This is a genomic window from Candidatus Thiodictyon syntrophicum (assembly GCF_002813775.1).
GTDB classification, from domain to species: domain Bacteria; phylum Pseudomonadota; class Gammaproteobacteria; order Chromatiales; family Chromatiaceae; genus Thiodictyon; species Thiodictyon syntrophicum.
Window position 1 is genome coordinate 2,546,487 of sequence record NZ_CP020370.1, and the last position, 14,963, is coordinate 2,561,449.

Consider the following 14,963-nt stretch of genomic DNA (forward strand, 5'->3'; position numbering starts at 1 on the left):
GGTTAGCGCGGGATTCGGTCCGCACAGCGGACCCTACGGCGACCTCGCGCCGTAGGGTCCGCTGTGCGGACCAGCGATCTCGCGCCATAGGGTCCGCTATGCGGACCAGCGACCTCGCGCTAAGCCCAGTCGGTTACAATCCCCCGCAACACCCCATGTTGAGACCAGGACAGGCCCATGTCCGACGCACCGCCCGCTCGGCCGCTCGAACTGTTCATCAGCTACGCGCACGAAAACGAGCCGGTCAAGGACCGCCTGCTGAAGCACCTGGCGACCCTCCAGCGCCAAGGCCTGGTAAGCACCTGGACCGACCGGGCCATTCCACCCGGCAGCCGGTGGCGAGAGGAGATCGAATCCGCCATGGCCCGCGCCGACGGCGCCATCTTCCTGGTCGAGGAGCACTTCCTCGCCTCGGGCTTCTGCATGGATGTCGAGGTCCCCGCCTTTCTGGAGCGCCGGGCGGCGCAGGGAACCCTGATCCTGTTCGTCCTCACCCAGCACTGCAACTGGCCGGCGATCGACTTCATCCGCGCCACCCAGATGCTCCCGCGGGACGCCAAGCCGATGCGCGCCTTCCGCCCGCAGGCACTCGCCTATACGCATGTCGTGCAGGAGATCGGCAAGGCGTTGAGCCGCCACCGCGCCGCCCACTCCGGACCCGCCCCGCAGCCAGTCGTCGGCACCCTGGAGACCCGGCAGTCGGAACAGCCGGCCGACGACCTGACCCAACGCCTCGCAAAGGTCCTCGCGCGCCTGCCCGGCCGCACCGACCGCCTCTTCGGCCGCGAGCGCGAACTGGCCCGGCTCGACGCCCAACTCGGCACCGCAAATGGCGCCCGGCGCGGCGTCCTGCTCTGCGTCGCCCCCGGCGGCATGGGCAAGTCCGCGCTCACCCGCTGGTGGCTCGAACACCACGCCTGGCCCGCCGGTACCCGCTTCGTCGGCCACTCCTTCTACTCCCAGGGCAGCCGCAACCAGAGCACCAGCGCGCGCGGCTTCCTGCTCACCGCCCTGGCGGGGCTCGGGTGGGAGCCCACCGGCGGCGGGGCCGAGGCATCCGACTACGACCTGGGCGAGCGGCTCGCCCAGACCGCCGCCCGCGCCCCGGCGGACGCGCCCATCGTCCTGCTGCTGGACGGACTGGAGCCGCTGCAACAGGCGTCCACCGACCCCGACATCGACGGCAGCGTCAAGGCATCGCCGACGGGCCCGGCTTCATCCAGTTCGATCTCAATGCCCTGCGCCCCGACGGCGCCCGCGCCTTGCTCCAGTCCCGCGGGGTCGCCGGCAGCCCCGACGAACTGGACGCCCTGGCCGAGCGCTGCGACCGGCACCCGCTGGCCCTGACCCTGGCGGCCGAGTTCGCCCACACCTTCCTGGACGACAGCGCCGCCGCCTTCCTGGGGTGGGATTGGCCTGGGAGCGCGGGCGTCCCGCCCGCGCGCGGGCAGGATCTTGCCGGGGCGCGTAAGAGCATCGAGGACCTGGGGCGTCCCGCCCGCGCGCGGGCAGGATGCCCGCGCTCCCATCCACGCGGCGACCATCATGGGCTGGTTCGACTCCGAGCTGGCCCACGGCGGTCAGACCCTGGACCGGGAATTGGTGCAGTGCCTGGGGCTCTTCGACCGCCCGGCCCCCTGGGGTGCGCTCCTGGCGCTCAAGTCCGCCGAGCCGCCCATCCCCGGGCTGACGGAAGCCCTGCGCGACGCGGACGACCGGGCTATCGCCGAGTCACTGGCGCGGCTGCGCCAATGGGGGCTGGTCGACTGCGACCCGGCCGCGGCCGAACCGGATCTGGACGCCCACCCGCTGGTGCGCGAGCGCTTCGGCGCCCGGTTGGAGGTCGAGCGGCCGGATGCCTGGCGGGCGGCGCATCGGTGCCTGTTCGACTGGTTTCGGTTGGTGCCGGGGGAGGAGTGGCCGGATGGGCTGGATGGGCTGGAGCCGCTCTACCGCGCGGTGGGGCATGGGTGCCGGGCGGGGTTGTATGAAGCCGCGCTACGGCTCTTTCGGGACCGCATCCGCCGCGTCAAGCAGCACTATAGCCTGTTCCAACTCGGTGCCATCTCGGCGGACCTGTCGGCGCTCGCCGGTTTTTTCCCGGCTGGCTGGTCCGAGCCGCCAGTGACCGGGGACCTGCCCGAGCCCGCCGCAACCTGGTTGATTGCCAACGTCGCCTTCTGTCTGATGTCGCTTGGCCGGCTCGAAGAGTCGTTGGGGCCGCGACAGACGGAGCGGGATCACTGGCGCGAGTCTGGCGACTGGGATAAGTTTTGTGGCTCGTCGAGCAACCTCATCGACCTTCAAACCCCGCTGGGGCGATGGGTTGAGGCCGAGCAGACTGCGCGGGAGTCAATTGAGGCGTCCTGCCGGATAGCAGATGCGTTCGAGGCCAAAGGTTCCAGGCTCGTGGCACTCGGTTACCTCGGCCGGGTCCTGCAGGGTCAGGGTCGGTTCGCAGAGTCGGCGAGCGCCTTCGCCGAATCGGATGCGCTGGAAGCGGAACTGTCGCCCAGCCATCCGACCCTTGTTGGTCTGTGGGGATTCGACTTCGCCCAATTGCTGCTCGAGCAGGCCAAGGATAGGCGCGATCGGCGTGCGGTTGTTAATCGGACGCGGACCTCGTTGGCGTACGACGAGCCAACCGGGCATCTGCTATCCCTGGCACTCGACCACTGCATGATCGGCCAAGCAATCGCAGCCGCAGGGGGCCCCGAATCTCATACGCAAGTCGGCGCTGCCCTGGACCGGGCAATCGCGACCATGCGCCGGGCAAACCGCGTCGACCGCATGCCCCTCCTGCACATCATCCGTGGCCAGAATGACCGCGATCAGCACCGTTTGGGGCAAGCCCAATCCGACCTGGACGCCGCCCTCTCCATCGCCCGCCGCGGCAACATGCAGACCTATCTCGCCGACTGCGCCCTACTCGAAGGCCACCTGCACCTGGACCGCCTCACCCGCCCGACCCCGGCGCCCGCGACCGCCGCGCCGATCTCCGAGCGGGCCGCCGCGGACTCGCCCGCAGGCGGTTCGGGCTTGCCTGATATCTGCGTGCCGGCACCGAGCGAGCATCCATGGCACCGGGTTCCGGCATCCTGCCGGAACGACGACCAGCTAGACCGGAGCGGGTTACCAGGCCCCGACTGCGCCCCAACCGACCCACCCGCCGCCGACCCCATCCCGGACGCCGCCCGCGCCTGGGCCCAGGCCCACGAGATCATCCGCCGCACCGGCTACGGCCGCCGCGAGACCGAGCTTTACCTGCTGGAGGCCCGCCTGCGCCACCACCAGGGCCGCCCGGACCAGACGCGCGAGGCCCTGGCCCGCGCCCGGTCGCGCATCGAGGCCATCGGCCAGTGGGGCCTCTGGCCGCGCCTCACCCAGGTCGCCGCCGAGCTTGGCGTCCAGGTCCCCGAGCGGCCCCCGGAATGACGCCCATGATACTGGCGACGATCGCGCGAGTGGCATTGGTCGCGGCCTGGGGGCCGCTCCTACCGCGTAGGAGCGGCCCCCAGGCCGCGACGGGCTGCCGCAAAGCCGGTGCCTGGCGTTATGATCAGCCCCAACGATTGCTTGCAGGCATCGGTAGTCACCCATGACAATCCGCAGAACCATCGGCCGCCGCACCCAGCGCCCCATCGGCGTGGTGGCACCACCCACCCCCGCGGAGATCGCCTGGCGCGAGGCCATGGCGCAGACCCGCACCCGGGTCCCCAAGGGTGTCTTTCGCTACCCGACACACGAGGCCGCCAATGCCGATTGGGAAAAATGGCAAGCCGAACTGGTTGCAGCGACTCTTCGGCGCTAAGCCGTTGCAGGCGCCGGGACCGGCCGCCGACGGATCGGCGGACGACTACACCCGTCCCGCCACCTGGGAGGATGTCCAGACGACCGTCCGCTTGCTCAACCGTGCGCGTGTGCGCTATGTGCTGGTCGGCGGCTATGCCCTGGCCGCCAACGGCTATGTCCGGATGACGGTTGACATCGACATCGCGGTTGCCCCCGATCCCGAAAATTCAGCCCGCTGGATCGCCGCGCTGGCCGAACTGCCGGATGGCGCGAGCAAGACCCTGAGCGGTGAATCAGACCCCTTCGAGGGAGACTATCTGCACGCGATCCGCCTCAACGATGAATTCACGGTCGACATCATGCCCTCGGTCGCAGGGATCAGCTTCGCGGAACTGGAACGACATATCGCCTGGCTCGACCTGGACGGCGAAGCGGTGCCGGTACTGGACCTGGCGGGTCTCTTGAAGACCAAGCAGGGCGTTCGCCCCAAGGATCAGGCCGACGCCCGCATCCTGCGCGAGGCGTTGCGGCGGCTGGAGGGCAATCCGTGACTCCGTTCGCCTGCGACCCGGCCTGACCGTGGGAGCGGTCTTCAGCCGCGACTCGAGGCCGCGGTAACCCGCAACGCTGAGGCGACTTGCGAGGTCTGGTCGCGGCTGAAGACCGCTCCCACGGGGTCCCGGCCGGAGATGGAACCTTCGCCGTGACCTCCCCGTAGCCCGGATGGAGCGCAGCGCAATCCGGGGCGGCCCCCACGGATACACGAGTCATCCGCGGGTTGCGGCGCGGACCTGGATTGCGCTGCGCTCCATCCAGGCTACGGGTCTGCGGCAAGCGCCGGCACTGGGAGCGCCGCACCCCAGTGCGGCGACGCCCGCGCCAACGCCCGCGGCCTTGGGTGTGCTCGCGAGACCGTCGCCGCACTGGGGTGCGGCGCTCCCAGTGGGCCGAGCCCTGAAGCGCCGCACGCCCCGGGGTCGGACCCAGGCCGCCGCTTCACCAGCACCCGCAAAAGGGCTTACTATCGGCGGAACCGGATCACACAGGGAGCCCCCGGATGGCCGCCGAGCTCAATCTCCAATTCCCCGACGCCGATCATGTGGTCGTCAGCCTCGACGGGCTGGCGTCCGGTCCGCTGCCCTTCGCGGACCCCTTCACGCCCAAGGACCACGCGGACATCGCCTGGTACATCGAGACCTACGGCGCCCGCGCCCTGGGCGACCCGGACGACACCGAGGCGGCGCGCATCCGCGCCCGGCTGCCGGAACTGGGCAAGAGGCTCTTCGCGTCCGTCTTTGCCGCGGACCAGGCGAAACGGGCCTTCTTCCGCTTCCAGGAGTCGGAGCCCCAGTCCCCGAACCCCACCGGCACCGCGCCGCCGACCCGGCTCATCACCATCAGCGCCTTGGACCCGACGGTGCTCGCGCTCCCCTGGGAACTGCTCCACGACACGACGGCGCCGGACGGGACCTACCTCTTTCACGAACGACTCTCCATCCGCCGTCGCGTTCCCGGGGCGACCGGCGGGCGCCAGCCCTTCCCGGTCGCGCCCAAAGAGCGCCTGCACCTCCTCTTCGTCGTCAGCCGCCCCGCGGACGCCGGCTTCCTCGACCCGCGCCTGGACCCGCGCGCCGTGCTGGACGCACTCGACGCCGAGGCCCCGGGCCGCGTGACCTGCGAGTTCCTGCGCCCGCCCACCCTCGCGGCCCTCACCGACCGGCTGGGCCGCACCGACCTGCCGCCCGTCGATTGCCTGCATTTCGACGGCCACGGCTGCTTCGACCGCGCGGGCAATCTGCCGGCCCGCCATCACGCGGCCGGCGGCAAGTCCGGCGCCCCCGCCGAGTCAGTCCAGAAGGACCAGGGCGGGCCGGGCGAGTACCCGCCCGACACCGGCTACCTCCTCTTCGAGGACGCCGCGGGCGGCACCGACTTCGTCCCCGCCCACCGCCTGGGCGAGACCCTGCACCGGCGCCGCGTCGCCCTGGTCATCCTCTCCGCCTGCCAATCCGCCGCCGTTGCCGCCCAGGACCCCGCACACCCCGAGGCCCCCGCTCAAGAAACCAACGAATCAAACGACCCGGCGGGCCAGCGGCCCGCCGAGCTGGGCAGCGTGGCGGCGCGCCTCACCGCCACCGGCATCCCCGCCGTGCTCGCCATGACCCACTCGGTCCTGGTCGCGACCACCCGCACCCTGTTCGGCGAGGTCTACAAACAGCTCGCCCGCCGCCGCACCCTGGGCGAGTCGCTCGACGCCGCGCGCCTGCGCCTGGCCCAGGACCCGCGCAAGTACCAGCTCCAGCGGGGCGAGGAGCGGGTCTGGCTCAGTCTGCAGGACTGGTTCATCCCGGCGCTGTATCAGATGGGGGAGGATTTGCCGTTGTTGCTGCCGGGAGCGGCGGAGGGTGATGGCCTGGATGCCCCGCGGGCGCGCGCGGGCGGGACGCCCACGCTCCCGGAAACCGGCTTCCACGGCCGCCGCCGCGAACTCTGGGCGATCGAGCGCGCCTTCTCCGCCCCCGCCGACACCCCCCAGGCGGCCCTGCGCCTGACCCTGACCGGCTTCGGCGGCCAGGGCAAGACCGCGCTCGCGCTCGAGGCCGGCCGCTGGCTCAAGCGGACCGGGCTCTTCGACGCCGTCGTCTGGGTCGACTTCGCCCGCGAGCAGGGCCGCGACGCCCTGCGCGCCGCGCTCAACGCCATCGGCGCCGTGCTGGACACGACGCTCGCCGACGCCGACGCCGCCCTGGAGGCCCTGCGCCGCACCCCCACGCTGGTGATCCTCGACAACCTGGAGCCCCTGGCGGCCCCCGACCTCAAGCCGGCCCTGGACGAACTGCTGGACGCCGCCGCCGCCTGGTCGCAGCTTCAGTGCCGCGACCCCCGGCACCGCGGCACCCGCATCCTCTGCACCACCCGCCAACCGGAGCTTGACCACCCCGCCTTCCGCGCCGCCGGGACCCGGGTCCACCGCGCCATCCCGCTCGCCGGTCTGGGCAGCCGCTACAATCCGGACGACGCGCTGGAGTGGTACGCCGCCCTGGCCCTGCTGCCCCCGCTGCCGAGCGTCCCGGCCCCCGGGCGCGCCGCCCTGATCGACCTCTTCGAGCGGGTCGCCTTCCACCCGCTCTCCATCCGGGTGCTGGCGCAGCAGCTCAAGGACCGCGGGCCGGAGGCCTTGGGTGAGCGCCTGGAGGCGTTGCTCAAAGGCGCCGGGGCGTCCCGCACCGACGACGCGGGCGGGACGCCCGCGCTCCTTCGCGCCTCCATCCAACTCTCGCTCGACCGCCTGGACCCAACCGCCCGCGCCCTGATCCCGCGCCTGGGGGTCTTCCAGGGCGGGGCCTGCGAGGACGACCTGCTCGCCATCACCGGCCTGGGCGTACCGGACGAGGCGCCGCCGGACGCGCAGGGCCGCGCCCAGTTGCAACTGCTCCTGGACGCGCTGGCGTCCGGGGACCTGGGGCCGGTCCTGCGGGCGAGCGGGATGCCGGAGGGCACCGTCCTGCCGCCGGAGGTCCTGGCGCAGATTCGCGACCAGATCGCGGCGCAGGTCGATGAACTCCGCGCCCGGCTCGAGGCCCCAACCCCGGCCCCGGCCGCGGCAGGGGGTAGCGGAGAGGCGGTCGCCTGGACCCAGGTCCGCGACCAGCTCGTGGCCGCGGCCCTGATCGAGCCCGAGCCGCTCCCCGGCGTCCGCTGGCCCTACCTGCGCTTCCACCCCAGCCTGGCCCCGCTCCTGTGGTCCGAACTGGACGCGCCCGAGCGGGCGCGGCTCGCCGCGGCACACCGGGCGCGCTATGCGCTGACGGTCCGGTACCTGCATGACGAGGACGAAAAGCACCCGCACCAGGCCCGGGCCATCGCCCGGCTGGAACTGCCCAACCTGATCCACGCCTGCCATGGCGCACTGGCCGCGGGGGAGGCGGGGGCGGGCGAGTTCGCCACCTGCCTCAACCGGTTCCTGGGCGCCTTCGGGCTCGGCCGGGAGTCCGACGACCTGCTCCGGCGCGCCGGAGCCGCCGCCCGGGTGGACGACCTGGCCGACTGGTTCCTGGCCGAGTCCAACCGGGGCGAGCGGCTGCGCACCACCGGCCGGATCGGCGAGGCCATGGGGTGCTTCGAGTCGCTCCTGGCCCGGCTCGGTGAGGCACCGGGCTATCAGCGTGCCCTCACCCTGGGTCGGCTCGGCCGTTGCCTGAGGGCTGGCGGCCGACCGGACCTGGCCGCTGTGCGCCAACGGGAGAAGATCGCGGTGCTGGACCGGCTGGAACAGACGGATCAGGTCAGGCGCGAGCGCGGGGTCGCACTGACCGACCTAGCCGATGCGCTCACTGATAGCGGCGACTATGCCGGGGCGCGGCGGGCCTATGAGGACGGGTTGGAGGTCATGAAGGCCCAGAACGACGAGCGCTCGCTGGGCGCAATCCTCGGACAGCTCGGCACCCTGGCCATGCGGGAGGGCCGGCTGGACGAGGCGGAGCGCCGTTACCGCGAGGCCCTGGACCTCTTCCAGCGACTGGGCGAGCCGGCCAGCGAGGCGGTCATCTGGCACCAACTCGGCATGGTCTACCGGCGGGCGGGCCGCTGGGACGACTCGGAGCGTCACTACCGCGAATCGGCGCGGATCGAGGAGCAGCTAGGCAACCTGGCCGGTGCCGCCCGGACCTGGAACAACCTCGCCAACGTCACCAGGAACGCCGATAGACCGGAGGCGGCCGAGCACTGGTACCGCAAGGCCATCGACGGCTCTCGCGCCTTCGGTGACCCGGTCAACCTGTCGAAGGGGCTCAAGAACCTCGCCGACCTGCTCCAGTCCCAACCCACCCGACTCGCCGAGGCCAGGCGCCTGGCGGAGGAGTCGCTGGCGATCAAGGAGACCCTGGACCCGGGCGCGGCCGCGATCTGGAAGACCCACGAGCTACTCGCCCGGATCACCGACCGCGAGCGCGCCGCCGCCCCGGACCCCGCGACCGGCGCCGCGCTGGCCGCCCAGTCCAGCGCCCACCGCCGCCGCGCCCGCGCCGCCCTGCGCGCCTTCCCCGGCACCCGCCACCGGCTCCAGCCCCACCTGCCGCTGATCCGCCTGGTCGCGCAGGCCCTCGCCGCCCCGGCCCCCGGGCCGGCCGGCCGGCTCGCCCGCCTGCCCCTGATCGGCCGGCTGCTCCGGCGCGCACCCGCCCCCGGCCCCGCCGCCGCGCACCCCCAGGCCGCCCTGGAGCAGGCCCTGGCCGAACGGGAGGCCAACGGCTGGACCAACCTGGCCGCCGCCATCCGCCTGCTGCGCACCGGCGAGCGCGACCCCGACACCCTCTGCGCCGCCCTGGACCAGGACGACGCCGTCATCATCGACACCATCCTCCAGGCCATCGCCGACCCCGCGACCCTCGCCGCCCTGAGCGACGAGGCGTAGCATGGCCCAGCCGGGCGCGGCGTCCCCGTGCGACCCGTCGCGGCTGAAGCCGCTCCCACAGCGTCGCTGCGCGACCTTCAAGGCATCGACCTCCGGTAGGCGCCGTCGGCTCCGCACGCGGGCGCCGGGCTGGATGCGCTATGCTTCACCGCCATGCGGTCCCGGCCGTCCCGCGCCATGCGCCGGGCTCCGCACTGGGAGCGCCGCGCCCCAGTGCGGCGCGATCTCGCATCGTTAACTTACGCAGCCACGCCGGCTCGATGCCAATGAGAAAATTTCGCGTTTATCTGGATAATTGCTGCTTTAACCGCCCTTACGACAGCCAGGCATCCGAGTTGATCAGGCTCGAAACCGAGGCCAAGCTGTATATCCAAGGCGCGATTTTGTCCGGTCGTCTGACGCTGGTCTGGTCGTTTATTCTGGATTATGAGAATGCGGCAAACCCATACCCGGAGCGGCGTGAAGCCATCGTCGAGTGGAAGGCGCTCGCCAGTCACGATGTCCGTCCGCTGGAGGATATCCGGGAACGCGCCAATGCGATCTCCGCTCTGACTGGCATCAGACCTAAGGACGCTCTGCATCTGGCTTGCAGTATCCACGCCGACTGCGACTATTTCATCACGACCGATCGAGGATTGCTGAAGAAGGCCGTGCGTGTACCGGACGCAAAGGCCATTGGTCCCCTGGACTTTCTGATTCTTATGGAGGGCATGGAATGAAAACCGACCAACTGATCCGCCACGAGGGCATGTTGGCCTTGCGCAAGCATCTTGGACTCGTCGAGTCCGAGCGCTTCATCGCCTTGGTCCGTCGTGAGCCGTTCGACTACACCGAGTGGCAGCAGGGACTCTGGCAGGAGCGCACGGTGGACGATTTATTCGAGGCGGCGAAGAACCTGGCGTCGGCTTCCGGCACCTGACCAGCGGTGAAAATGGGGCCATGAAAATGGACCCGCTCCATCCAGGCGACGAAGAGCGCCCTCACGCAATGCCGACACAGTCTCCTGCCTTGGGAACGCGTCGGAAACCGCAGATCAGGCCGAGACCCGGCGGGAGCGGCTTCAGCCGCGACGCGACCGCGCAAGCTGTCCTGGCCTCGTCGCGGCTGAAGCCGCTGCCACTGGGGGACCTGGGCGGTCGACATCGCCCCTGCGCGACCGCTGGTCCGACTGAAGCCTCGACCTCCGGTGGGGGCGGCCGCTCACGGACGCGGGCGCCGGGCTGGATGCGCTATGCTTGTCAAAACTACGGCAACGCCGTATATTATGTGATATGAGAACAGTCGCTGAAACTGACATCTTCGTCAAGTATGCAGCGGACCTATGGGCAGACGACGAAAGAAACGAGTTCATCGTCTGGCTTGCTTCACACCCTGAAGCGGGAGATGTTATCCCGGGTTCCGGAGGATGCAGAAAGGTTCGATGGTCAAGACCGGGAACCGGCAAGCGAGGCGGCGCCAGGGTTATCTATTTCCTGGCTCATAACGCGGCGATTTGGTTACTCATTGTTTACGCTAAATCCAAGTTCGACAACTTGCCAGCAGCATTTCTTGCCAAACTACGGAGCGAGATTGAAGATGCCTTCAGAAACTGAGAAATTTCAAAATGATTTACTCGAATCCGTCAGGCAGATGAAGAGTGGGAAAGCCGCTCGCGTTACCCACATTCAAGTTCCTCAAGCGGCGGAAGCACGATCGAAAATCGGGCTTTCCCAACCGGCATTCGCACGTCTGCTGGGCGTTTCACCTCGCACCGTCCAGGACTGGGAGCAAGGCCGACGCGAACCCACGGGCGCCGCGAAGATGCTTCTCCGGGTTGCGGTCAGTCATCCCGAAATACTGCTTAAGCTCCAAAATTCGTAACGGGCGCGGCGTATGAGATGATCTTGGCCGGCAAAAGGCTTCAGCCGGATGCGGCGCCTTCTTCGCGGACTGATTTCGGCACCCGGAATGAATCAACCAAACCCCAACCAAGCCGCCGGCACCCCGCTCGACCCCCTGACCATCCCCCTCACCGGCCTGCACCTGATCGAGGCGAGCGCCGGCACGGGCAAGACCTACGCCATCGCCCACCTGGTCCTGCGCCTGATCCTGGACGCGGGTCGGCGGGTGGACGAGATCCTGGTCCTGACCTTTACCGAGGCGGCGACCGAGGAGCTGCGCGAGCGCATCAGCAAACGGCTGCGCGAGGCGCGGGCGGCGCTGAAAGGGGGGGACGGGTCCGGGACGGACTCGCTCCTGTGCGCGACGCTCGCGGGGCAGCCCGACCAGACCCTGGCCCTGGCCCGCCTGGACGCGGCCATCGCGAGCCTGGACCGGGCGGCCATCCGCACCATCCACGGGTTCTGCGGCCGGGTGCTGAAGGACTTCGCCTTCGAGAGCGGCGCCCCCTTCGACGCCGAGTTGATCACCGATGAGCAGGACCTGCGCGCCGCCGCCGCCCAGGATTTCTGGCGGCGCCGCATGGCGCGGGCGGACGCGGCCGAGGCCGCCTGGCTGCTGGATGAGTGGCCGCAAGGCCCGGCCAGCCTGCTCGCCACCCTGGCGCCCTACCTGGGCCGCGCCGCGCCGCTGCTGCTGCCGGCCCCGGGGGCCGCGGAGACCGGCGAGGAACTGAGCGAATGGTCCCGCCTGCAAGCCGAACTCCTGGCCCTTCACGCGGAACTCGCGGGCGCCTGGCCCGGTGCCCGTGAGGCGGTCACGGCCATGCTCCGCGACAACCCATCGCTCGCGCTGACCAGCTACAAGCCGGCCGCCGTCGAGGAGGCCATCGCCGCCATGGACGCCTGGTGCAACGGCCCGCCGACCGGCCAGCCGCCCGCGCGTCTGGCGCTCTTTACGCCCGAGAAGCTCAAGGGCGCGACCAAGAAGAAGGGGACGACCCCGGAGCATCCCTTCTTCGCCCGCTGCGAACGCCTGGCCGCCATCGACCCGGAGACCCTGGCCCGCGCCCGCCGTGCCGCGGTCCTGGCCGACGCCTACCGGGCCTTGCGCACGGATCTCGCCCGCCTGAAGGACGAGCGGCGTGTCATCTATTTCGACGACCTGCTGACGCGCACCGCGCAGGCCCTGGCCGGTCCCCGCGGTCCGGCCCTGGCAGCGCGCATCCGCGGCGCCCACCCGGTCGCACTGATCGATGAGTTTCAGGACACCGACGACCTCCAGTACGGCATCCTGCGCGCCATCTACGGCGGCCAGGCGGCGACGGGGCTGTTCCTGATCGGCGACCCCAAGCAGGCGATCTACGGCTTCCGCGGGGCCGATATCTTTACCTACATCGCCGCCCGCCGACAGGCGCAGGGGGCGGGGCAGGTCCACACCCTGGACACCAACCGCCGCTCCGCCGCGGCGCTGGTGGCCACGGTCAACCGGCTCTTCGGGCGGGTCGCGGCGCCCTTCATCTTCGAGCCCGATATCCGGTTCGATCCGGTCAATGCCTGGTCGGACGCGGACCGGGAGCCGCTCCTGATCGCGGGGCAGCGGGCCGCGGCCCTGGTCTTTCGCTGGCTCCCCCTGGGGGCGGGGGCGGCGACCAAGAAGGGCGACCGGATCCCGGCCGAGGCGGCGCGCGATCTGGCGGTCGGCGACTGCGCCCGCCAGATCGCCGACCTGCTCCAGGGCGCCGCCGCTGGGACCACCCGGGTCGGCGAGCGTGCGCTGCGCGCCGGGGACATCGCCGTGCTGGTGCGCAAGCATGGCGACGGGCTGCTGATCCGCGACGCGCTGGCGGCGCTCGACATCGGCTCGGTCAGCATCGGCCAGCAGACGGTGTTCGACTCGGCGGAGGCCGAAGACCTGGCCGCGCTCCTGGCGGCACTGGCGCCGGGGGCGGGGGAGGCGCGGGTACGCACCGCGCTCGCCACCCGGCTCCTGGGCTGGACCGCCGCCGAGCTGGGCGCGCTGGGCGGGGGCCTCGGCGCCGGGCCGGCGGCGGGCGCGGCGGCGGCGGAGGCGCGCTGGGGCGAGGTCCTGGGCCGCTTCGGCGGCTATCGGGAGGTCTGGCGCAACCGCGGCTTCATGGCCGCGCTCGATGCACTGATCCAGGGTGAGCAGGTGCCGGAGCGGCTGCGCCGGGGGCCGGACGGGGAGCGTCGGCTGACCAATCTGCTGCACCTGGCGGAACTGGCCCAGGCTGCCTCGCGTGAACACCAGGGTCACGAGGGGCTCACGCGCTGGCTGGCGGACCGGCGTCGGCCTGACGGGGACAGCGGCGGCGAGGCCGCGCTGCTGCGCCTGGAGAGTGACGAGAACCTGGTCCAGATCGTCACCTTCCACAAGAGCAAAGGCCTGGAATACCCGGTGGTCTTCCTGCCCCTGCCCTGGTCCAAGGGGCGCGGTGCGGGCAAGCAGGAGCCGGTCGCCTTCCATGACCGCGACACCCTGAGCGCCTGTCTGGATCTCGGGTCGCGCGACCAGGAGGCCCATCGGGCACTGGCGGCGCAGGAGGACCTGGCCGAGCGCCTGCGCCTGCTCTATGTCGCCGTGACCCGCGCCCGGCACCGCTGCGTCATCCATTGGGGGCCGGTGAACCAGGCCGAGGGCGCGGCGGCCGCCTATCTGCTGCACCAAGGCCCGGACGGGGCCCCGGCCGCCGGGCGCATGGCGGCCCTGACCGATACCGAACTGCGCGCCGAGGTCGAGCGCCTGGGGGCGGACCTGGCGCCGCCGCTGGCTGGGTCCATCTGCATTGAAGACGCGCTGAGCGAGGCGCCGCCCGGCGCCCCCGCGGGGGCCGCCCCGGGGCCGGTGCTGCGAGCGGCGGTCTTTGCGGGGCTGATCCCGGACGACTGGCGGCTCCTGAGCTTCTCCGCGCTGCTCCAGGGTCGGGATGTGGAGCGGCCGGACTATGACCGGGTCGCACCGCTGCCGGACCCGGATGCGGGGGAGGGCGTCGCCGCGTCGGTGCCCGACCCTGAGTCGGCACCCGAGCCCGACCCGGCCGCGGTCGCGGTCGCGGCCCAGGCTGAGCAGGCTATCGACCCGGTGTTCCGCTTTCCCCGCGGGACCCGCGCCGGGCATTGCCTGCACGACCTCTTCGAGCACCTGGATTTTCGTGACGCCGTCGGCCCCGCCCTGGCGCAGGCGACGCAATCGGCGCTCGCCCGGCACGGCCTGGAGGCGCGCTGGGCCGAGACGCTGGCGGAGTTGGTCGACCGGGTCCTGGACACGCCGCTCGACCGGGACGGCCTGCGGCTGCGCGGCCTGGCCCCGGCGGATCGGCGCAACGAACTGGAGTTCCACTTTGCCATGGACGGGTTCGACCCCGGGGCCCTGGGCGCGGTGCTCGCCGCGCATGGCGTGCCGACCCTGGGCGCGGGCGGGCCGGCGGGGGCGGGCAGCGCGGCGCTGTCCGGCCTGATGAAGGGTTTCGTGGATCTCGTGATGCGGGTGGACGGCCGCTTCTACATCCTCGACTACAAGTCCAATCACCTGGGCGACAGCCTGGACGACTATGGCCCCGCGGGGCTGGCCCGCGCCATGCTCCAGCACGGGTATCATCTTCAATACCTGATCTATACCGTGGCACTGCACCGCTATCTGCGCCGTCGTCTGCCCGGCTATGACTATGACCAGGCGATCGGCGGGGTGCGTTATCTCTTCCTGCGCGGGATGCGGCCGGCGGCCGGACCCGACCGGGGGGTCTTTGCCGCCCGGCCGGGGCGGGCCTTGATCGCGGACCTGGATCGGCTTTTTGGCGCTGCCGGTCAATACCAGACCGGCTTGGCGCCAGCGCGCAGCAATCGATAGGACCGGTACGGTG

At 71.2% G+C, this 14,963-nt stretch carries 9 protein-coding genes; all 9 read left to right on the forward strand.

Translation table 11 applies throughout. The annotated features are described in order from the left end of the window. Positions 1-177 precede the first annotated feature (177 nt). The 9 genes from THSYN_RS10685 (at position 178) to recB (ending at position 14,950) form a co-directional block, all read left to right on the forward strand. Complete coding sequence (locus THSYN_RS10685; protein ID WP_100919128.1) at positions 178-1,347, forward strand: toll/interleukin-1 receptor domain-containing protein; 1,170 nt, start codon at positions 178-180, stop codon at positions 1,345-1,347. A gap of 198 nt (positions 1,348-1,545) precedes the next feature. Then, entirely contained in the window at positions 1,546-3,435 is a 1,890-nt protein-coding gene (locus THSYN_RS36890; protein WP_100919129.1) for a tetratricopeptide repeat protein, read from the forward strand. A 163-nt stretch (positions 3,436-3,598) separates the two neighbouring features. Continuing rightward, positions 3,599-3,811, forward strand: a complete 213-nt coding sequence (locus tag THSYN_RS10695) for a hypothetical protein (protein ID WP_100919130.1) — start codon at positions 3,599-3,601, stop codon at positions 3,809-3,811. After that, entirely contained in the window at positions 3,756-4,343 is a 588-nt protein-coding gene (locus THSYN_RS10700; protein WP_216644725.1) for a hypothetical protein, read from the forward strand. The genes THSYN_RS10695 and THSYN_RS10700 overlap by 56 nt, the downstream gene beginning before the upstream one ends. Positions 4,344-4,849: 506 nt before the next feature. Next, positions 4,850-9,205 carry a tetratricopeptide repeat protein gene (locus THSYN_RS10705; RefSeq protein WP_100919132.1) on the forward strand — a complete coding sequence of 1,452 codons (4,356 nt, stop codon included), beginning with the start codon at positions 4,850-4,852 and terminating at the stop codon, positions 9,203-9,205. 140 nt (positions 9,206-9,345) lie between these two features. Beyond that, positions 9,346-9,924 (forward strand): type II toxin-antitoxin system VapC family toxin, encoded by a 579-nt coding sequence (locus THSYN_RS10710; RefSeq protein ID WP_216644726.1) that lies wholly within the window; start codon positions 9,346-9,348, stop codon positions 9,922-9,924. After that, positions 9,921-10,124 carry a hypothetical protein gene (locus THSYN_RS10715; RefSeq protein ID WP_100919134.1) on the forward strand — a complete coding sequence of 68 codons (204 nt, stop codon included), beginning with the start codon at positions 9,921-9,923 and terminating at the stop codon, positions 10,122-10,124. Before THSYN_RS10710 ends, THSYN_RS10715 begins: the two co-directional genes overlap by 4 nt. A 440-nt stretch (positions 10,125-10,564) precedes the next feature. After that, a complete protein-coding gene (locus tag THSYN_RS36970; RefSeq protein ID WP_335582502.1) occupies positions 10,565-11,065 on the forward strand; it encodes a helix-turn-helix domain-containing protein in 501 nt (166 codons plus the stop codon). 87 nt (positions 11,066-11,152) lie between these two features. After that, positions 11,153-14,950: an exodeoxyribonuclease V subunit beta gene (recB, locus tag THSYN_RS10730; RefSeq protein ID WP_157817594.1), complete on the forward strand. Its 3,798-nt coding sequence runs from the start codon at positions 11,153-11,155 to the stop codon at positions 14,948-14,950. Positions 14,951-14,963: the final 13 nt, after the last annotated feature.